The following is a 25593-nucleotide window of genomic DNA, read 5'->3' as shown; positions in this document are numbered from 1 at the left end:
CCATGAACGCCGTTGCCGAGAACGTCGTCCGAGGCGCGCACACCCACCAGTGGCGCGGCCTGATCGAGGAGTACCGGGACCGCCTGCCGGTCACCGCGGCCACCCCGGTGGTCACCCTGTTGGAGGGCGGCACGCCCCTCGTCCCCGCCCAGGTGCTCTCCGAGCGCACCGGCTGCGAGGTCTACCTCAAGGTCGAGGGCGCCAACCCGACCGGTTCCTTCAAGGACCGCGGGATGACGATGGCCATCTCCAAGGCCAAGGAGGAGGGCGCCCAGGCGGTCATCTGCGCGTCCACCGGCAACACCTCGGCCTCCGCCGCCGCGTACGCGGTGCGGGCCGGGATGGTCTCCGCGGTGCTCGTCCCCCAGGGCAAGATCGCCCTGGGCAAGATGGGCCAGGCGCTGGTGCACGGCGCCCGGATCCTCCAGGTCGACGGGAACTTCGACGACTGCCTGACCCTCGCCCGCGAACTGTCCGAGAAGTACCCGGTGGCGCTGGTCAACTCGGTCAACCCGGTGCGGATCGAGGGCCAGAAGACCGCGGCCTTCGAGATCGTCGACATGCTCGGCGAGGCCCCGGACATCCACGTCCTGCCGGTCGGCAACGCGGGCAACATCACCGCCTACTGGAAGGGCTACCGCGAGTACGCCGCGGACGGCCTGGCCACCCGCACCCCGCGGATGTGGGGCTTCCAGGCGGCCGGCTCGGCCCCGATCGTGGACGGCGCCCCGGTGCTCAAGCCGCAGACGATCGCCACCGCGATCCGGATCGGCAACCCGGCCTCCTGGGACTTCGCGCTCGCCGCGCGGGACGAGTCCGGCGGCCTCATCGACAAGGTGACGGACCGTCAGATCCTGTCCGCCTACCGGCTGTTGGCCTCGCAGGAGGGCGTCTTCGTGGAGCCCGCCTCGGCCGCCTCGGTGGCCGGTCTGCTGGCCAAGGCGGAGGCCGGCCTGGTCGACCCGGGCCAGCGGATCGTCTGCACCGTGACCGGCAACGGCCTGAAGGACCCGGACTGGGCGGTGGCCGGCGCGCCGCAGCCGCAGGTCGTCCCGATCGACCCGGAGGCGGCCGCCCGCAGCCTCGGACTGCTCGACCGGTAACGGGGTCTGACACGTCGACGGGCCGACCCTTTCGAGGGTCGGCCCGTCGAAGTTCGACACTGACACTTTTGTGTCAATTGAGCTTCGCATTGCGATGCGTTTCCGCCCCTCTCCTCACCGGAGGGGGGTGCGCATTCCGGCCAGAACCGGCAACACACCAGATCGAAGGCCCACGGGGTGTACCGCTGGGGAACCTCTCTTCGATACGCTGGCCTCGGCCGGGTGGCAACTGCCCCGGGCCCGGCGGGTCCGGCCCGAGCCGACCCCCGCGACCGCCCGCCCCCCCTGAGGGATCGCGGTCCGTTCCCCACCCTCGCACCGACGACGCGCTCCGCGCCGCCCGATTTCCCCAGGAGAGTCCACCGCATGGCCGGTCCCGCGTTCCGTGCCGCCGCCGTCCGGGTCCGGGTTCCCGCGACCAGTGCCAACCTCGGCCCAGGCTTCGACGCCTTCGGGCTCGCGCTGGGCCTGTACGACGACGTGGTCGTCCGGGTCGCCGACTCCGGCCTCTCCGTCGACATCGCGGGCGAGGGCGCCGAGACGCTGCCGCGCGACGAGCGCCACCTGCTGGTCCGCTCGATGCGCGCCGCCTTCGACCGGCTCGGCGGCCAGCCCCGCGGCCTCGAAATCGTCTGCGCCAACCGGATACCGCACGGCCGCGGCCTCGGCTCCTCCTCGGCCGCCATCTGCGCCGGCATCGTGGCCGCCCGCGCGGTGGCCATCGGCGGTCCGTCCGCGCTGGACGACGACGCGCTGCTGGCCCTCGCCTCCGAGCTGGAGGGCCACCCGGACAACGTCGCGGCCTGCCTGCGCGGCAACTTCACCATCGCCTGGACCGATGAGGAGTCGGCCAAGGCGGTCGCCCTGGAGCCGTCCGAGCAGGTCGTCCCGGTGGTGTTCGTGCCGGCCGGCGCGGTGCTCACCGAGACCGCCCGCGGCCTGCTGCCGAAGACCGTCCCGCTGGCCGACGCCGCCGTCAACGCCGGCCGCTCCGCGCTGCTGGTGGAGGCGCTGACCCGGCGCCCCGACCTGCTGTTCGCCGCGACCGAGGACCGGTTGCACCAGGACTACCGCGCCTCCGCGATGCCGGACAGCGCCGCCCTGGTCGGCGCGCTGCGCGCCGAGGGTTTCCCCGCGGTCATCTCCGGGGCCGGCCCGACCGTCCTGGCGCTCACCGACGAGGCGGGCGTCGACAAGGTGCTCTCCTTCGCCGGTCACCACGGCCACGGCGGCGACCCGGCGTTCGCCGCGCACCGCCTGGACGTCGACCGCACCGGGGCCGTCGTGCTCCCGCTGGACGTCTGAGCAGCCCGAACGGGCCGCGCGGGGCCCGGCACCGGCACCCTGCCGAGCCGGGCCCGACGGACACGATTGGCAAGCGCAAGGCTGGGGAATGTCTGAGGGGGTCGGTAGTGTTAACCTCATTGCTGCACCAGGTGCCCTCCGGGGCTCGGTGCGCCGCGTCCCGATCCCAGCACTCCACGGCAGTGGAGTCCCGGCGATGCACGGGGCGACGATTCTCCGGGAGCCCACCGCAGCGCGTACGCAGCCTGCCTGCGCGACATGCGGCCGCATCCCGAAGCCGTGACACGGCACCTGACTCCCACCCGCGGCCTCCCACCTAGAGGCCAGGACGGGCGGAGCGCGGGCCACCGTCACGCGACGGGGGCCCGGGATTCGCAGGGAGCGTGGGGGCTATGCCCCCAGGGGAGGTCGACACACGACCGGCCCACGCGCCAACTCAGCACCACCGTGCTTCATGCACCGCACCTCGTACGTAGCTCTCCCTCGACGGGCTCCCGCCATTCGAGGGACCACCGCCTCGGACCGACGCAGTCGAGCGTTGGTCAGGACAGCACAACCGGTCGCCGAGCCAGACAGGCCGACGCCCGCTCCAGGGAAGGACCCTTAGTGAGCGACTCCACCGATCTGATGCGCCCGGACGCCGACGCGTCGGACGCCGCCACCCCCGCTGCCCCGGCGCGGCGCCGCCGCAGTGCCGCCGCGGGCCTGGACGGCATGGTGCTGGCCGAGCTCCAGAAGCTCGCCGCGGACCTTGGCATCACCGGTACCGGCCGCATGCGCAAGAGCCAGCTGATCGAGACCATCAAGGAGAAGAGCGGCGGGGACCCGCTGCTCGCCGCCGGTGGCACCGCCCCGGCCGCCAAGCGCACCGCCGCCAAGGCGGAGGCCGAGGCCCCGGCCGAGAAGCCGGCCCGCCGCACCAAGGCCGCCGCCAAGGCCGCCCCCGCCGAGGCCGCCGAGCCGCAGGCCCAGATCGAGATCCCGGTCCAGGCCGCCGCCGAGACCGCCGCGCCGGCCCGTACCGAGCGCACCCGCCGTCGCGCCACCTCGGCCGCCGGTGCCCCCACCGCCCCGGCCGCCCAGGCCGTCGAGGCCGAGGCCGCCGCCGTCGTGGTCGCCGAGCCGAAGCAGGCCGAGGCCCGTCCGGCCGAGACCCGCGGCTTCGAGGGGCGCGAGGACGGCCGCGAGAGCCGTCGCGACCGCCGTGAGCGGCGCGAGCGCGGTGACCGCACCGACCGTACGGAGCGCACCGAGCGCACCGAGCGCACCGAGGGCGGCGAGGCCCAGGGCGACGGCGATGGGCGCGAGTCGCGTCGCGACCGCCGCAACCGCCGTGAGCGCTCCGACCGCCAGACCCAGCAGGGCGGCGGCCAGCAGCAGGGCGGCCAGGCCGACCAGCAGGGCCGCCAGACCCAGCAGGCCCAGCAGCAGCCGCAGGCCCAGCAGGGCGGCTACGAGGACGACGAGTTCGGCGAGGGCCGCCGGGGCCGGCGCGGGCGCTACCGCGACCGCCGTGGCCGCCGTGGCCGCGACGGCTTCGAGGCCGGCCCGGTCGAGACGCCGATCGGCGAGGACGACGTCCTGATCCCGGTCGCGGGCATCCTCGACATCCTCGACAACTACGCGTTCGTGCGCACCTCCGGCTACCTGCCGGGCCAGAACGACGTCTACGTCTCGCTCGCCCAGGTCCGCAAGAACGGCCTGCGCAAGGGTGACGCCATCACCGGCGCGGTGCGCCAGCCGCGCGACGGCGAGCGCCGCGAGAAGTTCAACGCCATGGTGCGCCTGGACTCCGTCAACGGCATGGACCCGGAGAGCGGCCGCGGCCGCCCCGAGTTCAACAAGCTCACCCCGCTCTACCCGCAGGAGCGGCTGCGCCTGGAGACCGACCCGGGCGTGCTGACCACCCGGATCATCGACCTGGTGTCACCGATCGGCAAGGGCCAGCGCGGTCTGATCGTCGCGCCGCCGAAGACCGGCAAGACCATGGTGCTCCAGGCGGTCGCCAACGCGATCACCCACAACAACCCCGAGTGCCACCTGATGGTCGTCCTGGTCGACGAGCGTCCGGAAGAGGTCACCGACATGCAGCGGTCGGTGAAGGGCGAGGTCATCTCCTCGACCTTCGACCGCCCGGCCGAGGACCACACCACCGTCGCCGAGCTGGCCATCGAGCGCGCCAAGCGCCTGGTGGAGCTGGGCCACGACGTGGTCATCCTGCTGGACTCGATCACCCGCCTCGGCCGCGCCTACAACCTGGCGGCGCCGGCCTCCGGCCGCATCCTGTCCGGTGGTGTCGACTCGACCGCGCTCTACCCGCCGAAGAAGTTCTTCGGTGCCGCGCGCAACATCGAGAACGGCGGCTCGCTGACCATCCTGGCCACCGCGCTGGTCGAGACCGGCTCGCGCATGGACGAGGTGATCTTCGAGGAGTTCAAGGGCACCGGCAACATGGAGCTCAAGCTCGACCGGAAGCTCTCGGACAAGCGCATCTTCCCGGCCGTCGACGTGGACGCCTCCAGCACCCGCAAGGAGGAGATCCTGCTCGGCAGCGAGGAGTTGGCCATCGTCTGGAAGCTGCGCCGGGTGCTGCACGCGCTCGACTCGCAGCAGGCGATCGAGCTGCTCCTGGACAAGATGAAGCAGACCAAGAGCAACGCCGAGTTCCTGATGCAGATCGCCAAGACCACCCCCGGCTCGGGCGACTGACCGTAGCCGGACGGCTGTCTCGGCACGGAACCCCGGATCGCGCGAGCGGTCCGGGGTTCCGCGCGTCCTGGCCGCTTTGTTCCAGAGTCGGGACACCTTGAGGGCGTTTGGATCATGTTGTCCGATTTACTCTGGTCCGTATGGCCGAGCACAAGAGGATCCTGAGCCGCCGCGGCAGACTGCTGCGGACGGCCGCCTGCGCGTTCGCCGCGCTCGTCGTCCTCGGGGCCGGTGCGGGGCTCTTCGCGTACTTCAAGTTCAACGGCAACATCAGGAGCGTCGACATCGACGGCCGGCTGGGCGACGCCCGGCCGCCGGCCGCCACCGACGGCTCCTTCAACATCCTGGTGCTGGGCTCCGACTCGCGGGCCGGCGACAACGGCTCGATGGCCGGCGGGAACACCGGCGACACCGCCCGCTCGGACACCGCGATGGTGGTGCACATCAACCAGGACCACTCCGGCGCCCAGATCGTCTCGATCCCGCGCGACACCTTGGTGGTCCGCCCCGACTGCGTGGACGCGAGCGGGAAGACCGTGCCCGGCGCCAAGCGGGCGATGTACAACAGCGCGTTCGAGAGCGGCGGCGCGGCCTGCGCGGTCAGGACCACCGAGCAGCTCACCGGACTGCGGATGGACCACTACCTCCAGATCGACTTCGCCGGCTTCGCCCGGGTCGTGGACGCCATAGGCGGGGCCACCGTGAACACCACGGTGGCCATCCACGACAAGGACAGCGGGCTCGACCTGCCGCCCGGCGAGCACCACCTGAACGGGCAGCAGGCGCTGGCCTTCGTGCGCACCCGGCACGGCGTCGGCGACGGCAGCGACCTCGGCCGGATCGAGCTCCAGAAGCAGATGGTGCGCTCGCTGCTCAAGCAGGCCGGGGGCACCGGGCTGTTCACCAACCCGGTCAAGATGTGGTCGATCGGCGACACGGTGACCAAGAGCATCACCACCGACTCCGCGTTGGGCTCGGTGAACTCGCTGGTGGGGCTCGTCCAGGAGCTCAAGGGGATCGGCCCGGACCAGCTGAGCATGGTCACCCTGCCGGTGGAGACCGCCCCCAGCGACCCCAACCGGGTGGTTCCCCAGCAGCCGCTGGCCGACCAGGTCTGGACGGCGCTCAGGGTCGACCGGCCGTTCCCCCCGGCGGTGGTCTCCGCGCAGCCGCAGAACCCCGCCCAGGCGCCTCCCGCGCCCGCCCCGACGGCCGCGAGGAGCACCGGGAAGGCCACCCCGAAGGCCGGCGCGACGCGCTGAGCGGGCGCCCGGAATATCCCCGAGGGCCCCCCGGTTTGGGAAGAAGCGGCCGGTCCTGGCAGACTGGTCCGTCGGTCCCGGTTCACGTGCGGCACTCAGCCGTCGACCCGGTACCCTCCCGAAACCTAGGAGAACCCCTTGAAGCCCAACGTTCACCCCGAGTACGTGGTCACCAAGGTGACCTGCACCTGCGGTGCCGAGTTCACCACCCGCTCGACCGAGACCAGTGGCGAGATCCGCGCCGAGGTCTGCTCGCAGTGCCACCCGTTCTACACGGGCAAGCAGAAGATCCTCGACACGGGTGGCCGCGTTGCCCGCTTCGAGAAGCGCTTCGGCAAGCAGCACAGCGCGAAGGCCTAGCGCTCCCTCGGCGCCGGTTCCCGGTGCCCCCGTACTCGTTTCGGGGGCGCTCGGGGGCCGGCGCCGTTCGCGTCCCCCGCGAAGTTCCGCACCCGAGTTCCCCACCCCCACCCCACGTTCCGAGCCCCCGGGAAGAAGGCCACCCCATGTTCGAGGCAGTCGAAGAGCTCCTCGTCGAGCACGCCGACCTCGAAAAGAGGCTGGCCGACCCGTCCGTCCACGCCGACCAGGCCAACGCGCGCAAGCTGGCCAAGCGGTACGCCGAGCTGACCCCGATCACCCGGGTCTACCGGCAGTGGCGGCAGGCCGGCGAGGACATCGAGGCCGCGCGCGAACTCGCCGCAGAGGACCCGGAGTTCATCGCCGAGGTGAAGGACTCCGAGGCGCGCCGCGAGGAGCTGACCGAGGAGCTGCGGCTGCTGCTGGTCCCGCGCGACCCGAGCGACGACAAGGACGTCATCCTGGAGATCAAGGCGGGCGAGGGCGGCGAGGAGTCCGCGCTGTTCGCCGGCGACCTGCTCCGGATGTACCTGCGCTTCGCGGAGCGGATCGGCTGGAAGACCGAGATCATCGACTCCAACGAGTCCGACCTCGGCGGCTACAAGGACGTCTCGGTGGCCGTGAAGACCAAGGGCAACACCGAGCCCGGCCAGGGCGTCTGGGCCCGGCTGAAGTACGAGGGCGGCGTGCACCGCGTGCAGCGCGTCCCCGCCACCGAGTCCCAGGGCCGCATCCACACCTCCGCGGCGGGCGTGCTGGTCACCCCCGAGGCGGAGGAGGTCGAGGTCGAGATCGTCGCCAACGACCTGCGGATCGACGTCTACCGCTCCTCCGGCCCCGGCGGCCAGTCGGTCAACACCACCGACTCCGCGGTCCGGATCACCCACCTGCCGACCGGTATCGTGGCGTCCTGCCAGAACGAGAAGAGCCAGCTCCAGAACAAGGAGCAGGCGATGCGCATCCTGCGTTCGCGGCTGCTGGCCGCCGCGCAGGAGGAGGCCGAGCGGGAGGCCTCGGACGCGCGCCGCAGCCAGGTCCGTACGGTGGACCGCTCCGAGCGGATCCGGACGTACAACTACCCCGAGAACCGCATCTCGGACCACCGCACCGGATTCAAGGCGTACAACCTGGACCAGGTCCTGGACGGCGAACTGAACGCGGTGATCCAGTCCTGCGTCGACAAGGACGCGGCGGCCAAGCTCGCCGCGGCCGCCCAAGAGAACTGAGACCGGCGCGCCCCAGCCCGCGTTTCGCCCGGAGCCGGAGAAACAAGAGGTCGTACGGATGAACCTGCTGCTCGCCGAGGTGGCCCAGGCCACTCAGCGGTTGGCCGCGGCCGGCGTACCGTCGCCGCGCTTCGACGCGGAGGAGCTCGCCGCCTACGTCCACAACGTCAAGCGCAGCCAGCTGCACACGGTGAAGGACGCCGACTTCGACGCCCGGTACTGGGAGGCGGTGTCCCGCCGGGAGGCGCGCGAGCCGCTCCAGCACATCACCGGGCGGGCGTTCTTCCGCTACCTCGAACTGGCGGTCGGCCCCGGGGTGTTCGTGCCCCGGCCGGAGACCGAGACGGTCGTCGAGTGGGCGATAGACGCGGTGCGCGACATGGACGTGGCCGAGCCGCTGGTGGTGGACCTGTGCTCCGGCTCCGGCGCGATCGCCCTCGCCCTGGCCCAGGAGCTGCCGCGCTCGACCGTGCACGCCTTCGAACTCGACGAGGGCGCGCTGGAGTACACCCGGCGCAACATCGAGGCCAGCCCGGACCGCGCCCGGATCACCCTGCACGCCGGGGACGCCACCAAGGCCTTCGAGGACGACCGCTCCTGGGACGGCCGCTTCGACCTGGTCATCTCCAACCCGCCGTACATCCCGCTCACCGAGTGGGAGTACGTCGCGCCGGAGGCCCGCGACCACGACCCGCAGATGTCGCTGTTCTCCGGTGAGGACGGCCTGGACACCATCCGCGGCATCGAGCGGGTCGCGGCCCGGCTGCTGCGCCCGGGCGGCGCGGTGGTGATCGAGCACGCGGACCAGCAGGGCGGCCAGGTGCCGTGGATCTTCAACGAGGAACACGGCTGGACGGACACCGCCGACCACCGTGACCTGAACAACCGGCCGCGTTTCACAACCGCCCGAAGGGTCGGGTTGTGAACTGTCGAGCACAGCACCACGGCGCGCAAGGTCGCGCTGTGACCGCAGTGACGGCCGTAGTGACTGTCATGAGCCACTCCGGAAGGGGACCGCACCGATGAGCCGCCGCTACGACTGTGCCGATGCCGGGGACCGCGCCACCGGTCTGCGCGAGGCCGCCTCGGCCATCCGCCGCGGCGAACTCGTCGTGCTGCCCACCGACACCCTGTACGGGGTCGGCGCGGACGCCTTCTCCCCGGAGGCCGTCGGCGAGCTGATGGCCACCCGCGGCCGCGGCCGGAACACCCCCTCGCCGGTGCTGGTCGGCTCGCCGACCACCCTGCACGGCCTGGTCACCGACTTCTCCGAGCAGGCCTGGGAGCTGGTCGACGCCTTCTGGCCCGGCGGGCTCACCCTCGTCGCCCGGCACCAGCCCTCGCTGCGCTGGGACCTCGGCGACACCCGCGGCACCGTGGCCGTCCGGATGCCGCTGCACCCGGTCGCCATCGAGCTGCTCAACGCCACCGGCCCGCTGGCCGTCTCCAGCGCCAACCGGATCGGCGGGGCGTCCCCGCTGACCTGCGACGACGCCAAGGCCCAGCTCGGCGACGCGGTCTCGGTCTACCTGGACGGCGGGGCGTCGGTGGACGCCGCCACCTCGTCCATCGTCGACGTCACCGGCAAGGTCCCGGTCCTGCTGCGGGCCGGGGCGATCAGCGTCGAGCAGCTGAGGGAGGTCGTACCCGACCTGGAGGCCGGCAGTTGACGCCCACCGCCTCGCTCCACGCCGGGCCGGGCATAGCGCCGTACCTGAGCGTGGGCCCCAGGCCGCTGGACCACTTCCGGATCCTGTTCGTGTGCACCGGGAACATCTGCCGCTCGCCGATCGCCGAGCGGCTGACCCGGCGTGAGCTGGACACCCGGCTGAGCCCCCGGGTGGCCGGGCGGATCCTGGTCGAGAGCGCCGGGACCTGGGGCCATGTGGGCGCGCCGATGGAGGACCACGCCGCGACCGTGCTCGACGAGTACGGCGCCGACAGCGGCGGCTTCACCGGGCGCGAGCTGCTGGACGAGCACGTGGTCGAGGCCGACCTGGTGCTCACCGCGACCCTGGACCACCGCGCCCAGGTGATCTCGATGGGCCACGAGGCGGGGCTGCGCACCTTCACGCTGAAGGAGTTCACCCGCCTGGTGCGGACGATCGACCCGGGCACCCTGCCGGACCCGCGGCGCGGCGCCGACGTCACCGAGCGGGCCCGCGCGCTGGTCCGGGCGGCCGCCGCGCTGCGCGGCTGGCTGCTGGCCGCCACCCCGGAGTCGGACGAGCTGGAGGACCCGTACGGGGCTCCGATCGGCATGTTCCGCAACTGCGGCGAGGAGATATTCCACGCGGTCGACCCGGTGGTCACCGCGCTCACCGGCGTCCCGGCGCCGCGCTGAGCCGCGCGAGCGAGCCCGTGCGAGCGAGCCGAAGGGCCGCGCCGGCGCCGAGAGGGAGAAGCGAGGAGGCCCGAGGAACGAGGGCATTGGAGCGCCGACCGTCGGCGCCGGGTCAGGAGCGGCCCGGAGGCGAGCCGAGCGCGATAAGGCCGCGCCGAGCGCCATAAGGCCGAGCCGGCCGCCGCTCGGCGGGCCCGGCGGCGGCAGCGGTCCTACGCTGGGTGACACAGTCCCCGCAGCGCCCGGGAGTCCCGCCATGACCGTCACCGATGCCGCGACCGGCCCGACCGCGACGACGGGACGCCCCTGGGCGTCCGAGGCGCTGCGCCGGGCCGATCCGCAGCTGGCCGACCTGCTGGCCGCGGAGGCCGAGCGGCGCGCCGAAACGATCCAGCTGCTGGCGGGGGAGAACCTGACCAGCCCGGCCGTCCTGGCGGCGCTCTCCGGCCCGTTGATCGACAAGTACGCCGAGGGCTACCCGGGCCGCCGGCACCACACCGGCTGCGCGCTGGCCGACGCCGCCGAGCTGCTGGCGATCGACCGGGCCCGCGAACTGTTCGCCGCCCCGCACGCCAACGTCCAGCCCCGGTCGGTGACTTCGGCGATGCTCGCGGTGTACGCGGCGCTGCTGCGACCCGGTGACGGGGTGCTGGCGATGTCGCTGGAGCACGGCGGCCACCTCAGCTGCGGCTCGCGCGCCAACTTCTCCGGACGCTGGTTCGAGTTCACCGGCTACGGCGTGCGCGAGGACGACGGGCTGATCGACCTCGACCAGGTGCGCGACCTGGCCCGGCTGCACCGCCCCAAGGCCATCGTGGCCGGCTCGATCTCGCACCCCCGGCACCCGGACTGGGCGGCGTTCCGGGAGATCGCCGACGAGGTGGACGCCTATCTGGTCGCCTCCGCCGCGCAGACCACCGGGCTGATCGCGGCCGGGCTGGCGCCCTCCCCGGTGCCGTACGCGGATGTCACCGTGGCGGCCAGCCACAAGCTGCTGCGCGGCCCGCGCGGCGGGCTGCTGCTGTGCACCGCGGAGCTGGCCGAGCGGATCGACCGGGCGGTGTTCCCGTTCAGCCAGGGCGGCGCGGCGATGAACGAGGTGGCCGGCAAGGCGGTGGCCCTCATGGAGGCCTCCAAGCCCGCGTACCGGGCGTACGCGCAGCGGGCGGTGTCCGGGGCCCGGGCGCTCGCCGAGGGGCTCGCAGCGGCCGGAACGCGCCCGCTGACGGGCGGCACCGACACCCATCTGGTGGCCGTCGACGTGAGCCCGCTCGGGGTGAGCGGCGCGGAGGCCGAGCGGCGCTGCGCGGCGGCCGGGCTGCTGCTCGGCAAGTGCGCGCTGCCGTACGATCCGGCGCCGCCCGCCGAGGCCTCCGGCATCCGGCTGGGCACCGGCACGGTGACCAGCCAGGGGATGGGGGAGGCGGAGCTGACCGAGATCGCCGGGCTGGTCGCGCGGGCGCTCGCCGGGGGCGCGCCGGCCCCGGTCGCGGCGCGGGTCCGGGAGCTGGCGCTGGCCTTCGCCGACCGCGCCTGACGGATCGTCTCCCGGGCATCGGAATCTCCTACCCGGGAGGGCGAACCGCGATGCGCGTTCCCGGCGTCCGACTCAATAAGGTGTGTGCCGTGGCGACGCACCTCGAACCCCGGGAAGACAGGGGAGTACCTTCGGTAGCTCCCCGTTCGACAGTCATGCAGGAGGCCAGTGGTGCGTGAGTATCTGCTGGTGCTGTTCTGTACGGCCGCCGTCACCTACCTGCTGACCGGCCCGGTCCGGAAGTTCGCCATCGCGGCCGGCGCCATGCCGCCGGTGCGCGCCCGCGACGTGCACCGCGAGCCCACGCCGCGGCTCGGCGGCATCGCGATGTTCGGCGGACTGTGCGCGGGCATCCTGGTCGCCTCCCAGCTCGACAACCTGAGCAAGGTGTTCTCCCAGGGCACCGACATCCGCGCGCTGCTGTCCGGGGCCGGGATCATGTTCCTGCTCGGGGTGCTCGACGACAAGTGGGGCGTGGACGCGCTGGTGAAGCTCGGCGGCCAGATGATCGCCGCCGGTGTGATGGTCTGGCAGGGCGTCACGGTGATCACCCTCCCGGTGCCCGGCTACGGCCCGGTCGCGGTGAGTCCGACCCAGGGCATGGTCATCTCGGTGACCCTGGTCGTCGTCATGGTCAACGCGGTGAACTTCATCGACGGCCTGGACGGCCTGGCCGGCGGCATGGTCTGCATCGCCGCGATGGCCTTCTTCCTGTACAGCTACCGGCTCTGGTACGGCTACGCGATCTCCGACGCGGCCCCCGCCGTGCTGTTCAGCGTGCTGCTGATCGGCATGTGCATGGGCTTCCTGGCGCACAACATGCACCCCGCGCGGATCTTCATGGGCGACTCCGGCTCGATGATGCTGGGGCTGATGCTGGCCGTCGCCGCGATCTCCATCACCGGCCGGGTCGACCCCGACCTGATCAGCAGCGAGACCGGTTCGCAGACCGCCACCGTGCACACCCTGGTGCCGATCTACATCCCGCTGCTGCTGCCGCTGACCGTCATCGCGCTGCCGCTCGCCGACCTGCTGCTCGCCGTGGTCCGCCGCACCTGGGCCGGCCAGTCCCCGTTCGCCGCGGACAAGCGCCACCTGCACCACCGGCTGCTCCAGGTCGGTCACTCGCACAGCCGAGCGGTGCTCATCATGTACTTCTGGGCCGCGCTGATCGCCTTCGGCTCGGTGGCCTTCTCGGTGACCAACACCGGCCGCACCGTGATCCTGACGCTCGCCGGGCTCTGCCTGGTCGGCATGGTGGTGCTGCTCACCCCGCGGTTCCGGCCGCGCGCCCCGCGGGTGGTGCAGTCCTTCGTCCCGCCGCGCTACCGCCGGCGGCAGAGCGGTCCGATGGCCGAACTGTCGGCCAAGGACAAGCAACTCCTGGGTGAAGCCGAGCAGGACTCCGGCGCCGGCTCCGTCCCGGCCGACGACCAGGGCACCGCCACCGGCCGCCGCCGATGAGGGAGTTGACGGATCATCAGATCGGATCACTCGAATGGCGGAGCCGTTGCGCCGTTGGTGTGACAGGAGCCACATATTCATGGTAAAGCTCTCATCAAATAGTTTGTGATACCGTTCACGAGTACCGAGAACACGCCGAAAGTCCTGACAGGTGGATGACTTCCGTCCCTGTCGGTCTCCCTCATCGGGTCCCCCGCTCCAGCGGGCGGCCCGCGGCGATGCCTCGGTCCGGTGTCACCCGCCACCGCTGTGCCCGTCCCCCCGCCACATCGACATGCCGCCGGAGCTGCCGACATGCCGTCCACCGACGCCCGGATCCTCCGAGGCGCCGCGATTCCCACTGCGGTCGCCGGGATCATCGCCATGGCGATCTCCTTCGCCGTCGCCGGTGGGAAGGGGCTGCTCGGCGCCCTGTTCGGCGCGCTCCTCGTGATGGCCTTCTTCAGCTTCGGCCAGATCGCGCTCGACCGGCTCACCCGCTCGAACCCGCAGATCATGATGGCCGCGGCGCTGCTGGTGTACACCACGCAGATCCTGCTGGTCGGCATCGTGCTCGCGGTCTTCAAGAACACCGAGCTCTTCAACCGGCAGGCGTTCGCCTTCACCCTGTTGGGCTGTGCCCTGATCTGGACGGGCTTCCAGGTGCGCGGCGCGCTCAAGGCCAAGACCTTCTACGTCGACCCCGACGCCTCCGAAAAGAAGGGCGACAAGCCCTCCGACAAGGGGCGTCAACAGTGACGAGGCCCGACTGTCCCCCCAACGAGGGGGGCGGTGTTTATGCCGCACTGACGGGCTGCTATCGTCCGTCGCAACAACGGAGTACGGGAAGAGGCCTGGTCTGTCCGGAGAACGGACGGATCGCCCCCCTGATCCGCGCAGTCTTCGATGATCCCGCTGTGGTGCAGTGCACCGGCGCGCGGGGTCGGCGAGAAACCCATCAAGTTCCAGTGCCGCACCGTGGCCGCAGGCCACGCCGACACACCGAGGTTGCCGTATCCATGCGTCATGACGAAGGAGTCCGTGGTGAGTGCTGAACTCACGCCCCTCGCCTCAGGCAGTTGCCACTTCGGGGACGCTGGCTGCGGCTTCCCGGCCCCGGGTCTGAACGAGTTCCAGTTCAAGCCGATCTTCTCGATCGGCAGCATCGAGTTCAACAAGCCGATGCTGCTGTCGATCATCGTGGCGCTCCTGGTCGTGGTGTTCTTCTGGGCAGCTTTCGCCAAGCCGAAGCTGGTCCCCGGCAAGCTCCAGCTGGTCGGTGAGATCGGCTACGACTTCGTCAAGCGCTCCATCGTGCTGGAGACGATCGGCAAGAAGGGCGAGAAGTACGTCCCGATGCTCGTCTCGATGTTCTTCTTCATCTGGTTGATGAACATCATGTCGATCATCCCGTTCGCCCAGTTCCCGGTTTCGGCGGCGATCGCGTTCCCGGCCGGCCTCGCGGCGGTCGTGTGGATCACCTACATGACGCTGACCTTCAAGAAGCACGGCTTCGTCGGCGGTCTGAAGAACCTCTGCTGGCCGTCGGGCATCCCCGGCTGGGTCATGTTCATCCTGGTGCCGATCGAGTTCTTCTCGAACATCTTCGTGCGCCCCTTCACGCTCGCGGTCCGAGCCTTCGCGAACATGTTCGCCGGCCACCTGCTGATCGTGATGTTCTCCATTGCCTCCTGGTACCTGCTCAGCCCGTCCCTGGGCGCGCTGTACGGCTCGGCCTCGTTCATCGTCGCCGTCGGCCTGACCGCCTTCGAGCTGCTGGTCCAGTTCCTGCAGGCCTACATCTTCGTGATGCTGGCCAGCAGCTACATCGCCGGTGCCCTGGAAGAGGCGCACTGAGCCCCGGGGCCCAAGCCCCGCCGAGAACCACCTCCCGGATCGCCCGGTGGCCAATCACCACCGGTTCACCACCCTGCAAAGGACAACGTCAATGAGCATCCTCGCTGAGGGCACTGTCTACGGTTCCGTCGCCTCCCTGGGCTACGGCCTCGCCGCCATCGGCCCCGGCATCGGCGTCGGTCTGATCTTCGGTAACGGTGTCCAGGCCATGGCCCGCCAGCCCGAGGCTGCCGGTCTCATCCGTTCCAACATGTTCATCGGCTTCGCGCTGACCGAGGCGCTCGCCCTCATCGGCATCGTCATGCCGTTCGTCTTCGGCAACAAGTAATCCTGCCGCAGACCCTTCGAGGAAGGTCCAGAAATGAGCATCGTGGCTCAGCTCGCGGCGGAGACTGAGGAGAAGATGAACCCTCTTCTCCCGAACACGCCCGAGATCGTTATCGGCCTGCTCTGCTTCTTCATCGTCTTCGGTCTGCTCGGCAAGAAGCTCCTTCCCAGCATCGAGAAGGTGCTGTCGGAGCGCCGGGACGCGATCGAAGGCGGCATGGAGCGCGCCGAGGCCGCTCAGGCCGAGGCCCAGGCACTGCTTGAGCAGTACCGCGCCGAGCTCGCCGAGGCGCGCCACGAGGCCGCCCGCATCGTCGAGCAGGCTCGCGAGCAGGGCGCCGCCCAGCTCACCGAGATGCGCGAGGAGGGCCAGCGTCAGCGCGAGGCCATCGTCGCGGCCGGTCACGCCCAGATCGAGGCGGACAAGAAGCAGGCGACTGCCGCCCTGCGCCAGGACGTGGGCTCGCTGGCCACCCAGCTGGCGTCCCGCATCGTGGGTGAGTCCCTTGAGGACCACACCCGGCAGAGCGGCGTCATCGACCGCTTCCTGGACGAGCTGGAGGCCAAGGCCGCCGTTGCTCAGGGTGCGGCCAAGTGATCGGCGCCAGCCGCGAGGCGCTCGCCGCCGGTCGGCAGAACCTGGAGAGCCTGACCGACTCCACCTCGGTGGACGCGGCCAAGCTCGCCGAGGAGCTCACCGCCGTCACGGCCGTGCTGGACCGCGAGGTGTCGCTGCGCCGCGTCCTGACCGACCCCTCCCGGTCGGGCCAGGACAAGGCCCAGCTGGTCGCCTCGCTGCTGACCGGCCAGGTCTCCGGCGCGACCGTCGACCTGGTCTCGGGCCTGGTCCGCTCCCGCTGGTCGGGCTCGCGTGACCTGGTGGACGCGACCGAGGAGCTCGCCGCCTACGCCGAGGTCATCGCCGCGGACAAGGCCGGCTCCCTGGACGACGTCGAGGACGAGCTCTTCCGCTTCGGACGGGTGGTGAGCGGCTCCAACGAGCTGCGCTCCGCGCTGACCGAGCCGAAGGCCGGTGCCGCCGCGAAGGCCGAGCTGATCAAGAAGCTGCTCGGCGGCCGCGCCAACGCCGGCACCGTCCGGCTGGTCACGGCCCTCGTCAACGCGCCGCGTGGCCGTAGCCTGGAGCAGGGCCTTGAGTCCTACTCGAAGCTCGCTGCCGCCCGTCGTGGCCGCGTGGTGGCCCTGGTCACCACCGCGGTGCCGCTGTCCGACACCCAGAAGGAGCGCCTGTCCGGTGCTCTGGGCCGGATGTACGGCCGCCAGGTCCACCTGAACATCGACGTCGACCCCGAGGTCGTCGGCGGCGTCCGGGTGCAGATCGGCGACGAGATCATCAACGGCACCGTGTCGAGCCGCCTCGAAGGCGCTCGCCAGTCGCTCGAAGGCTGAGCACCGAAGCAGCACATCCGACCCTCGGTCGGGAAACCGGCTCCACCGGAGTCGGGAAAACGTACGGCCGGTTCGCAAGACCCGGCCGAGAGTCGAATACTTGCGGCCCTCAATGGCGGGCCGAGGATCGCAAACTAGGAGAGCAGGGAAGCCTGATGGCGGAGCTTACGATCCGTCCGGAGGAGATCCGGGACGCGCTGGCCGACTTTGTCCAGTCGTACCAGCCGGACGCCGCTTCTGTGGAAGAGGTCGGCACGGTCACTGACGCGGCGGACGGCATCGCCCATGTCGAGGGCCTGCCCTCGGTCATGGCGAACGAGCTGCTGAAGTTCGAGGACGGCACGCTCGGCCTCGCGCTGAACCTCGACACCCGCGAGATCGGTGTCGTCGTCCTGGGTGAGTTCGGCGGCATCGAAGAGGGCCAGACCGTGCGCCGCACGGGCGAGGTCCTCTCGGTTCCGGTCGGCGACGGCTACCTCGGCCGCGTCGTGGACCCGCTGGGCAACCCGATCGACGGCCTGGGCGACATCGCCGCGACCGGCCGCCGCGCCCTGGAGCTTCAGGCCCCCGGCGTCATGGCCCGCAAGTCGGTCAAGCAGCCGCTGCAGACCGGCATCAAGGCCATCGACGCGATGACCCCGATCGGCCGTGGCCAGCGTCAGCTGATCATCGGTGACCGCCAGACCGGCAAGACCGCGGTGGCCGTCGACACGATCATCAACCAGCGTGACAACTGGCGCTCGGGCGACCCGGAGAAGCAGGTCCGCTGCATCTACGTCGCCGTGGGCCAGAAGGGCTCCACCATCGCGTCCGTCCGCGGCGCCCTGGAGGAGGCCGGCGCGCTGGAGTACACCACCATCGTGGCCGCTCCCGCGTCCGACCCGGCGGGCTTCAAGTACCTCGCCCCGTACACCGGCTCGGCCATCGGCCAGGAGTGGATGTACGACGGCAAGCACGTCCTGATCATCTTCGATGACCTGTCGAAGCAGGCCGAGGCCTACCGTTCCGTCTCCCTGCTGCTGCGCCGCCCGCCGGGCCGCGAGGCCTACCCGGGTGACGTCTTCTACCTGCACTCCCGCCTGCTGGAGCGCTGCGCCAAGCTGAACGACGCCCTGGGCGGCGGCTCGATGACCGGTCTGCCGATCATCGAGACCAAGGCCAACGACGTCTCGGCGTACATCCCGACCAACGTCATCTCCATCACCGACGGCCAGTGCTTCCTGGAGTCCGACCTGTTCAACGCCGGCATCCGCCCGGCCGTGAACGTCGGTATCTCGGTCTCCCGCGTCGGTGGCTCCGCCCAGATCAAGGCCATGCGCTCGGTCGCCGGCCGCCTGCGTCTGGACCTCGCCCAGTACCGTGAGCTGGAGGCCTTCGCCGCCTTCGGTTCCGACCTGGACGCGGCCTCCAAGGCCCAGCTGGAGCGCGGTGCGCGCATGGTCGAGCTGCTGAAGCAGGGCCAGTACCAGCCGTTCCCGGTCGAGGAGCAGGTCGTCTCCATCTGGGCCGGCACCAACGGCAAGCTGGACGACGTCCCGGTCGCCGAGATCCGCCGCTTCGAGCGCGAGTTCCTGGACCACGTCCGCCTCCAGCACAAGGACCTGCTGGCCGGCATCGTCGAGACCGGTCTGCTGGCCGACGGCACCGTCGACGCGCTCACCACCGCGATCGAGGCCTTCAAGCAGGGTTACCAGACCGCTGACGGCAAGCTGCTCTCCGAGCAGGCCTGAGTCCGGTAGCGAGGGAAAGGACGTAACGACCCATGGGAGCACAGCTTCGGGTCTACAAGCGCCGGATCCGCTCTGTCACCGCGACGAAGAAGATCACCAAGGCGATGGAGATGATCTCCGCGTCGCGCATCGTCAAGGCGCAGCGCGCGGTGGCCGCCTCCACTCCGTACGCCGATGAGCTCACCCGGGCGGTGACGGCGGTGGCCACCCGGTCCAACGCCAAGCACCCGCTCACCACCGAGAACCCGGACGCCAAGCGCGCCGCCGTCCTGCTGATCACGGCGGACCGCGGCCTGGCGGGCGGCTACTCGACCAACGCCATCAAGGCCGCCCAGACGCTCACCGAGCGTCTGAAGGCCGAGGGCAAGGACGTGGTGACGTACATCGTCGGCCGCAAGGGCGTCTCGTACTACACGTTCCGCGGTCTGACGATCGCGGGCTCGTGGACGGGCTTCTCGGACAAGCCGACCTACGGTGACGCGAAGACCGTGTCGGCCGACCTGATCGAGGCCTTCACGGCCGAGACCGGCGGCGTGGACGAGCTGCACCTGATCTCGACCGAGTTCGTGTCGATGCTGACGCAGAACGCGGTGGAGGCGCGGCTGCTGCCGCTGAAGCTGGACGAGGTCCAGCTCAGCGACCAGTCGCCGGCCAAGTCGGAGATCTTCCCGCTGTACGACTTCGAGCCGTCGGCGGAGGGCGTTCTGGACGCGCTGCTGCCGCGGTACGTCGAGAGCCGGATCTACAACGCGATGCTTCAGTCGGCCGCTTCCGAGCACGCCGCCCGTCGCCGCGCGATGAAGAGCGCGACGGACAACGCCGGCGAGCTCATCAAGTCGCTCACGCGGCTTGCCAACTCGGCCCGCCAGGCCGAGATCACCCAGGAAATCAGCGAGATCGTCGGTGGCGCCAACGCGCTGGCTGACGCGAGCCGCGGGAGCGAATGAGTATGACCACCACTGTTGAGCCGACCACGGCGACGGGCCGCGTCGCGCGGGTCATCGGCCCGGTCGTCGACGTGGAGTTCCCCGTCGACGCGATTCCGGACATGTACAACGCCCTGCACGTCGAGGTGGACAACCCCGACGGCACGGGCAAGAAGATCCTGACCCTTGAGGTCGCCCAGCACCTCGGCGACGGCATGGTCCGCGGCATCTCGATGCAGCCGACCGACGGCCTGGTCCGCGGTTCGCAGGTCATCGACACCGGCTCCGCGATCTCCGTCCCGGTCGGCCAGATCACCAAGGGCAAGGTGTTCAACGCCCTCGGTGACGTGCTGAACGTCGACAAGGACGAGTTCGAGTCGCAGGTCGAGGTCCGCTGGCCGATCCACCGCAAGGCCCCGGAGTTCAAGGACCTTGAGTCCAAGACCGAGATGTTCGAGACCGGCATCAAGGTCATCGACCTCCTCACCCCGTACGTCACCGGTGGCAAGATCGGTCTGTTCGGTGGTGCCGGTGTCGGCAAGACCGTTCTGATCCAGGAGATGATCTACCGCGTCGCCGAGAACTTCGGTGGTGTGTCGGTGTTCGCCGGCGTCGGCGAGCGCACCCGTGAGGGCAACGACCTCATCGACGAGATGGTCGACTCGGGCGTTCTGGACAAGACCGCGCTGGTCTTCGGCCAGATGGACGAGCCGCCGGGCACCCGTCTGCGCGTCGCGCTGTCCGCGCTGACCATGGCGGAGTACTTCCGTGACGTCGAGAAGCAGGACGTGCTCCTCTTCATCGACAACATCTTCCGGTTCACCCAGGCCGGTTCCGAGGTGTCGACCCTGCTCGGCCGCATGCCCTCCGCGGTGGGCTACCAGCCGAACCTGGCCGACGAGATGGGCCTCCTCCAGGAGCGCATCACCTCGACCCGCGGTCACTCGATCACCTCGATGCAGGCGATCTACGTCCCCGCGGACGACCTGACCGACCCGGCCCCGGCCACCACCTTCGCCCACCTGGACGCGACCACCGTTCTGTCGCGTCCGATCTCGGAGAAGGGCATCTACCCGGCCGTCGACCCGCTGGACTCCACGTCCCGCATCCTCGACCCGCGGTACATCGCGCAGACCCACTACGACACGGCCATCCGTATCAAGGGGATCCTGCAGAAGTACAAGGACCTCCAGGACATCATCGCGATCCTCGGTATCGACGAGCTGTCCGAAGAGGACAAGATCACGGTGCACCGTGCCCGTCGCATCGAGCGCTTCCTCTCGCAGAACACCTACGTGGCGAAGCAGTTCACCGGTGTCGAGGGTTCGACCGTGCCGCTGTCGGAGACCATCGAGGCCTTCAACGCGATCGCGGACGGCAAGTACGACTCCGTCCCGGAGCAGGCCTTCTTCATGTGCGGTGGCATCGAGGACCTGGAGAAGAACGCCGCCGAGCTGGCGAAGAAGTAATCGCGGCCGGTAGCAGCTGGTGAGTGACGTGAGGGGTGGCCCCCGAGCCTGGGGACCGCCCCTCGCGTCGCATCGGCTGTGATTCCGGTCAAATCCGTGCCGCCGGTTTCATGCCGGAGGCGCGGGGCCGTTATTCTTACCGAAACTCCCGAGTAATCGGGCGTTGCATGAGCCTAGGAGCCCACGTTGGCTGAGCTGCACGTCGAGCTGGTCGCAGCCGACCGCAAGGTGTGGTCCGGTGCGGCCACCATCGTCGTCGCCCGTACGGCCTCCGGTGACACCGGCATCATGCCGGGTCACACCCCGGTGCTGAGCGTGCTGGAGACCGGTCCCGTCACCATCCGCACGGTGGACGGCGGCACCGTGATCGCCGCGGTGCACGGCGGCTTCATCTCCTTCGCCGACAACAAGCTGTCTCTGCTCGCGGAGATCGCCGAGCTGGCGGACGAGATCGACGTCGCGCGTGCCGAGCGCGCACTGGAGAAGGCCAAGTCGGACCTGGACGAGCACGCCGAGCGGCGCGCCGAGGTCCGTCTGTTCGCGGCGCGCGGCCTCAAGGTCCACGCCTGAGTGCGCCGGACCCCGGCTTAGCGGGGTCGACCGACGGTCCCGGGGACGCGTGAGCGTGACCCCGGGACTGTCGTCGTAGTTGGTAGGTCAGCGCGGTCGTTGATACGACCGCTACGGGGAACGCGGGTAGCGAGGAGGTGGGTGAGCATGGTCCTCGCGCTTGTGGTGTGTGCGGCGGTCGTGGCCCTTGGTGTGATGGGGCTGATGGCCTTCGCCGTCCGGCGCCGCCTGATCCAGAGGGTCGGCGGCACGTTCGACTGTAGCTACCGGCTCAAAATGCCCGCCGACGCCTCGACGCAGCCCGACCTCGACGAGAACGGCAAGCCCACCTCGGCCCCGGTCCCCCCGACCGACGGCAAGGGGTGGGTTTTTGGTATCGGCCGGTACAGCGGTGACTCGATCGAGTGGTTCCGGGTCTTCTCGTACGCCCCCCGGCCGCGCAAGGTCCTGCCGCGCCGGGAGATCGAGGTACTGGGCCGGCGCTACCCGGAGGGCCAGGAGGAGCTGGCGCTGCTGTCCGGTTCGGTGGTGCTGCGCTGCCTGCACAACGGGGCGCCGCTGGAGCTGGCGATGAGCGAGGACGCGCTGACCGGCTTCCTGGCCTGGCTGGAGGCGGCTCCGCCCGGCCAGCGGGTCAATGTCGCCTGACCGCCCCGTCGTCTGACCCCCGCCGCTAGGGTGGCCGCATGGTCAATCTGACGCGCATCTACACCCGTACCGGCGATGACGGCACCACCGCGCTGGGCGACATGAGCCGGACCACCAAGACCGATCCGCGGCTGAACGCGTACGCGGACGCCAACGAGGCGAACGCGGCGATCGGGGTGGCCCTGGCCGTCGGGGAGCTGTCCGAGGACGTGGCGGCGGTGCTGGTCCGGGTCCAGAACGACCTGTTCGACGTGGGCGCCGACCTGTCCACCCCGGTGGTCGAGGACCCGAAGTACCCGCCGCTGCGGGTGCTCCAGTCCTACATCGACCGGCTGGAGGGGGACTGCGACCACTACCTGGAGCAGGTGGAGAAGCTGCGCAGCTTCATCCTGCCCGGCGGCACGCCCGGCGCGGCCCACCTGCACCTGGCCTGCACGGTGGTGCGGCGGGCCGAGCGCTCGACCTGGGCGGCGATCGCGGAGCACGGCGACAGCGTCAACCCGCTGACCGCGAAGTACCTCAACCGGCTGTCCGACCTGCTGTTCATCCTGGCCCGGGTGGCCAACAAGGAGCGCGGCGACGTGCTCTGGGTGCCGGGGGAGAACCGCTAGACCCTGGTGGAGCCCTTGTCGGAGACCACCCGGCCGTCCTCGACGACCACGCCGGCCGGCGGCTGCTTGGGCCAGAGCGAGTAGCAGCCGGCCACGGCCACGTTGACCACGGCGGCGAGGCCCAGCTTGAGGTACCACTGGGTGAAGGTGCCGAAGTGGGCGGAGCCGCCGGAGAGCGGGACGAGCAGGGTGATCAGGCTCAGCGTGATCGCCGCCGAGACGACGGTGCGGCCGGCGATCTGCCACTCGTACCTGGTCCGCTCCGGCCCGTACTTCGGCGAGGGCGGCGGCTTGGGGCCGCCGGCGAAGCGGTACAGGAAGTGCCGGTCGGCCCAGCGGACCAGCGAGGGGCCGTAGCCGATCGAGAAGCCCGCGTAGCTCGCCGCCAGGGCGTGGGTCCAGCTCGGTGCGGCGCCGCCGCGCAGGTCGAGGACGGTGAGCGCGTACAGGGTGAGGTCCACCAGCGGCAGGCCGACCAGCAGGGCGGTGCTGGTGCGGCGCCACCGCAGCAGGTAGCGGGTGGCGAGGCCGAGGCCGAGCAGGATCCAGAAGGAGATCTCGGCCGCGACGATGAGGGTGACGATCACGTTCTGCTCCCGGTGGTTCGGCGGTGCTCCCAGCCTCGTGCGCGGGCGCTCGGGTGTCGTCGTCGCGGGGTGCCGTCCGGGCCTGCACCTTTCGATGTAGCGGGCTCCTCCGTGGATCGGAGCCGGTCGCGGCGCCGGGGATGGTGAGATGGGAACGTGCCCCTCCCGTTCCGTGCCATCCCCCCGCGCCGCCTGGACCGGCTGATCGCCCTGTGCGGCCTGCTCGGTGGCGTCGTGCTGATCGTCTTCAAGGTGTACGACCGGGCCGACACCGCGCCGCTGTGGGCGGTGCTGCTGCCGCTGGTGGTGATGGCGGCGCTGGAGCTGGTCCGGCGCACCCGGCCGGTGCTCGCGGTGACGGTCGGCGGGCTGGCCTTCGCGGGGAGCCTGTTCGCCGGCAGCCTGCTGGCGACGATGATCATGTACACCGACCTGCTGTACGCGGCGGTGCTCTACGGCGGCCCGCGGATGTCCCGGGTGCTGCACCTGAGCGGCGGGGCCACCGTGCTGGTGCTCTCCCTCCTGGCCTGGTACGCCGGCGGCACCTCGGCCGGGCTGCTGATCGTGGTGGTCAGTTCGCTGGTCTTCCTGGCGCCGGTGTGGACCGGGGACCTGGTGCGCAGGCACCGGCAGGAGGCGGAGAGCGAGCGGCTGCGGGCGGAACAGACCGCGCTGCTCTCGGAGATGGACCGGCGCGAGGCGGTCGTCGCCGAACGGGCCAGGATGGCAAGGGAGTTGCACGACGTGGTGGCCAACCACCTGTCGGCGATCGCGATCCACGCCACCGGCGCCCAGTCGGTGGCCCGGCGCCGCCGACTGCCCGAGGACGACCCGCTGGTGGAGGTGCTGGCGGTGATCCGGGAGAACAGCGTCCAGGGATTGGCCGAAATGCGCCGCATGATCGGACTGCTCCGGGACAGCGGCGGGGGAGAGGTGGACGAGTCCTACGCGGCGCCCGACCTGGCCGCGGTGGACGCCCTGTTGGCCAAGGCCCGGGCGGCCGGCCGGGACGTCGGGCTGGACTTCGAACTGGACGAGCGGGGCGAGCGCGGCGAGCTGCCGGTGCCGGTCGGGCTGGCCGCGTACCGGATCGTCCAGGAGTCGCTGACCAACGCGCTCAAGCACGCCGGGCCCGGACTGGTCAGCCTGCGGCTGGAGTTCGGGCCCGAGGAGCTGCGGATCTCGGTCGACAGCCCGTACCGGGGCGAGCAGGGCCGGGGGCTGCCCGGCGCCCGGGCCGGACTGGTGGGCATGGCGGAACGGGCCGGGCTGCTCGGCGGCAGCTTCGAGGCCGGGCCCGAGGACGGGTACTGGAGCGTGCGCGCGGTGCTGCCGCGCGCCGGGGAGAGCGAGGGGCGGGCATGACGATCCGGGTGCTGGTGGCCGAGGACCAGGCGGCGGTACGGGCGGCGCTGGTGATGATCCTGCGCGCCGAGCCGGGGTTCGAGGTGGTCGGGCAGGCCGCCGACGGCGAGGAGGCCGTCCGGCTGGCGCTGGAACTGCGGCCGGACGTGGTGCTGATGGACGTGCAGATGCCCCGGCTGGACGGCGTCTCGGCGACCCGCGAGGTGGTCGCCGCCGGGGCCGCCCAGGTGCTCGTGCTGACCACCTTCGACCTGGACGAGTACGTCTACGGCGCGCTGCGGGCCGGCGCCTCCGGCTTCCTCCTCAAGGACCTGGAGGCGGACACCCTGATCGAGGGCATCCGAACCGTCGCGCGCGGGGACGGGATGCTGGCGCCCTCGGTGACCAAGCGGCTGATCGGGGCCTTCGCCCGCCCGGACCGGCCGGTCGGCGCGGAGGCGCGGGCGGCGGTGGCGGGGCTGACCGGCCGTGAGCGGGAGGTGCTGGCCTGCCTGGGGGCCGGGATGTCCAACGGGGAGATCGCGGCCCGGCTGGAGATGGCGGAGGCGACCACCAAGACCCATGTCAGCCGGATCCTGGCGAAGCTTCGGCTGCGCAGCCGGGTACAGGCGGCGATCCTCGCCCAGGACCTCGGGCTGACCGTCTGACCACCGGTCCGCGGGGTCGGCACAGATCACACCTCCGACCGCTATTCCGGGCGGGATCCGCGCATTAGAGTCCGCCGTGAGCAGTGCGGCTCCCATGGCAGTCACCCCTGCCCTGAGCCGCCTTCAGGGCCCGCCCGCAGGGCGGCGACGGCATCCG

At 71.0% G+C, this 25593-nt stretch carries 25 protein-coding genes; 24 read left to right on the top strand and 1 reads right to left on the bottom strand.

Annotated elements, in window-relative coordinates; genetic code table 11:
• Window positions 1–2: 2 nt before the first annotated feature.
• From thrC to QWJ13_RS20725, 22 genes are all read left to right on the top strand, one after another.
• Window positions 3–1103, top strand: coding sequence for a threonine synthase (thrC, locus tag QWJ13_RS20830; RefSeq protein WP_316526286.1), 1101 nt, complete (start codon window positions 3–5; stop codon window positions 1101–1103).
• A gap of 366 nt (window positions 1104–1469) precedes the next feature.
• The gene (thrB, locus tag QWJ13_RS20825; RefSeq protein ID WP_316526284.1) at window positions 1470–2408 is read left to right on the top strand and encodes a homoserine kinase; all 939 of its coding nucleotides are present in this window, start codon (window positions 1470–1472) and stop codon (window positions 2406–2408) included.
• Window positions 2409–3014: 606 nt separating this feature from the next.
• On the top strand, window positions 3015–5117 hold the full coding sequence (rho, locus tag QWJ13_RS20820; protein ID WP_432277566.1) for a transcription termination factor Rho: 2103 nt from the start codon (window positions 3015–3017) through the stop codon (window positions 5115–5117).
• A gap of 140 nt (window positions 5118–5257) precedes the next feature.
• Window positions 5258–6379 (top strand): LCP family protein, encoded by a 1122-nt coding sequence (locus tag QWJ13_RS20815; protein ID WP_316526283.1) that lies wholly within the window; start codon window positions 5258–5260, stop codon window positions 6377–6379.
• 138 nt (window positions 6380–6517) lie between these two features.
• A complete protein-coding gene (rpmE, locus tag QWJ13_RS20810; RefSeq protein WP_316526281.1) occupies window positions 6518–6739 on the top strand; it encodes a 50S ribosomal protein L31 in 222 nt (73 codons plus the stop codon).
• Between the two features lie 146 nt (window positions 6740–6885).
• On the top strand, window positions 6886–7965 hold the full coding sequence (gene prfA / locus QWJ13_RS20805) for a peptide chain release factor 1 (protein ID WP_316526280.1): 1080 nt from the start codon (window positions 6886–6888) through the stop codon (window positions 7963–7965).
• 58 nt (window positions 7966–8023) lie between these two features.
• Entirely contained in the window at window positions 8024–8890 is an 867-nt protein-coding gene (gene prmC, locus QWJ13_RS20800; protein ID WP_316526279.1) for a peptide chain release factor N(5)-glutamine methyltransferase, read from the top strand.
• A 97-nt stretch (window positions 8891–8987) separates the two neighbouring features.
• Window positions 8988–9635 (top strand): L-threonylcarbamoyladenylate synthase, encoded by a 648-nt coding sequence (locus QWJ13_RS20795; protein ID WP_316526278.1) that lies wholly within the window; start codon window positions 8988–8990, stop codon window positions 9633–9635.
• Between the two features lie 32 nt (window positions 9636–9667).
• On the top strand, window positions 9668–10309 hold the full coding sequence (locus QWJ13_RS20790) for an arsenate reductase/protein-tyrosine-phosphatase family protein (protein WP_316526696.1): 642 nt from the start codon (window positions 9668–9670) through the stop codon (window positions 10307–10309).
• A gap of 256 nt (window positions 10310–10565) precedes the next feature.
• The gene (glyA, locus tag QWJ13_RS20785; protein ID WP_316526277.1) at window positions 10566–11846 is read left to right on the top strand and encodes a serine hydroxymethyltransferase; all 1281 of its coding nucleotides are present in this window, start codon (window positions 10566–10568) and stop codon (window positions 11844–11846) included.
• 171 nt (window positions 11847–12017) lie between these two features.
• On the top strand, window positions 12018–13310 hold the full coding sequence (locus QWJ13_RS20780; protein WP_316526275.1) for an MraY family glycosyltransferase: 1293 nt from the start codon (window positions 12018–12020) through the stop codon (window positions 13308–13310).
• A 294-nt stretch (window positions 13311–13604) separates the two neighbouring features.
• Window positions 13605–14048 (top strand): Cg1360 family ATP-synthase-associated protein, encoded by a 444-nt coding sequence (locus QWJ13_RS20775; RefSeq protein WP_316526274.1) that lies wholly within the window; start codon window positions 13605–13607, stop codon window positions 14046–14048.
• Between the two features lie 267 nt (window positions 14049–14315).
• Window positions 14316–15146 carry a F0F1 ATP synthase subunit A gene (gene atpB / locus QWJ13_RS20770; RefSeq protein WP_316526273.1) on the top strand — a complete coding sequence of 277 codons (831 nt, stop codon included), beginning with the start codon at window positions 14316–14318 and terminating at the stop codon, window positions 15144–15146.
• Between the two features lie 91 nt (window positions 15147–15237).
• Window positions 15238–15474, top strand: a complete 237-nt coding sequence (gene atpE / locus QWJ13_RS20765) for an ATP synthase F0 subunit C (RefSeq protein WP_031074289.1) — start codon at window positions 15238–15240, stop codon at window positions 15472–15474.
• 33 nt (window positions 15475–15507) lie between these two features.
• Window positions 15508–16071, top strand: coding sequence for a F0F1 ATP synthase subunit B (locus QWJ13_RS20760; protein ID WP_316526271.1), 564 nt, complete (start codon window positions 15508–15510; stop codon window positions 16069–16071).
• Window positions 16068–16883: a F0F1 ATP synthase subunit delta gene (locus tag QWJ13_RS20755; RefSeq protein ID WP_316526270.1), complete on the top strand. Its 816-nt coding sequence runs from the start codon at window positions 16068–16070 to the stop codon at window positions 16881–16883. The genes QWJ13_RS20760 and QWJ13_RS20755 overlap by 4 nt, the downstream gene beginning before the upstream one ends.
• A gap of 155 nt (window positions 16884–17038) precedes the next feature.
• Window positions 17039–18613 (top strand): F0F1 ATP synthase subunit alpha, encoded by a 1575-nt coding sequence (gene atpA / locus QWJ13_RS20750; RefSeq protein ID WP_316526269.1) that lies wholly within the window; start codon window positions 17039–17041, stop codon window positions 18611–18613.
• A 32-nt stretch (window positions 18614–18645) separates the two neighbouring features.
• Window positions 18646–19560: a F0F1 ATP synthase subunit gamma gene (locus tag QWJ13_RS20745; protein WP_316526268.1), complete on the top strand. Its 915-nt coding sequence runs from the start codon at window positions 18646–18648 to the stop codon at window positions 19558–19560.
• 2 nt (window positions 19561–19562) lie between these two features.
• A complete protein-coding gene (gene atpD / locus QWJ13_RS20740) occupies window positions 19563–21008 on the top strand; it encodes a F0F1 ATP synthase subunit beta (RefSeq protein ID WP_316526267.1) in 1446 nt (481 codons plus the stop codon).
• A gap of 186 nt (window positions 21009–21194) precedes the next feature.
• Complete coding sequence (locus QWJ13_RS20735; protein ID WP_316526266.1) at window positions 21195–21578, top strand: F0F1 ATP synthase subunit epsilon; 384 nt, start codon at window positions 21195–21197, stop codon at window positions 21576–21578.
• Window positions 21579–21725: 147 nt separating this feature from the next.
• Window positions 21726–22226: a DUF2550 domain-containing protein gene (locus QWJ13_RS20730; protein WP_316526264.1), complete on the top strand. Its 501-nt coding sequence runs from the start codon at window positions 21726–21728 to the stop codon at window positions 22224–22226.
• A gap of 38 nt (window positions 22227–22264) precedes the next feature.
• On the top strand, window positions 22265–22837 hold the full coding sequence (locus tag QWJ13_RS20725) for a cob(I)yrinic acid a,c-diamide adenosyltransferase (protein WP_316526263.1): 573 nt from the start codon (window positions 22265–22267) through the stop codon (window positions 22835–22837).
• Here the strand turns inward: QWJ13_RS20725 and QWJ13_RS20720 are convergent.
• Window positions 22834–23424: a hypothetical protein gene (locus QWJ13_RS20720; protein WP_316526262.1), complete on the bottom strand. Its 591-nt coding sequence runs from the start codon at window positions 23422–23424 to the stop codon at window positions 22834–22836. The genes QWJ13_RS20725 and QWJ13_RS20720 overlap by 4 nt on opposite strands.
• Before the next feature lie 156 nt (window positions 23425–23580).
• Between QWJ13_RS20720 and QWJ13_RS20715 the strand changes: the two genes are divergently transcribed.
• Together QWJ13_RS20715 and QWJ13_RS20710 are read left to right on the top strand one after the other, a co-directional pair.
• A complete protein-coding gene (locus QWJ13_RS20715; protein ID WP_316526261.1) occupies window positions 23581–24789 on the top strand; it encodes a sensor histidine kinase in 1209 nt (402 codons plus the stop codon).
• Complete coding sequence (locus QWJ13_RS20710; protein ID WP_316526260.1) at window positions 24786–25436, top strand: response regulator; 651 nt, start codon at window positions 24786–24788, stop codon at window positions 25434–25436. Before QWJ13_RS20715 ends, QWJ13_RS20710 begins: the two co-directional genes overlap by 4 nt.
• Window positions 25437–25593: the final 157 nt, after the last annotated feature.

This window comes from Kitasatospora brasiliensis (genome assembly GCF_032654805.1).
GTDB classification, from domain to species: Bacteria; Actinomycetota; Actinomycetes; order Streptomycetales; family Streptomycetaceae; genus Kitasatospora; species Kitasatospora brasiliensis.
Note: the sequence above shows the minus strand (reverse complement) of the source record. Positions and strands in the feature narration are given on the sequence as shown.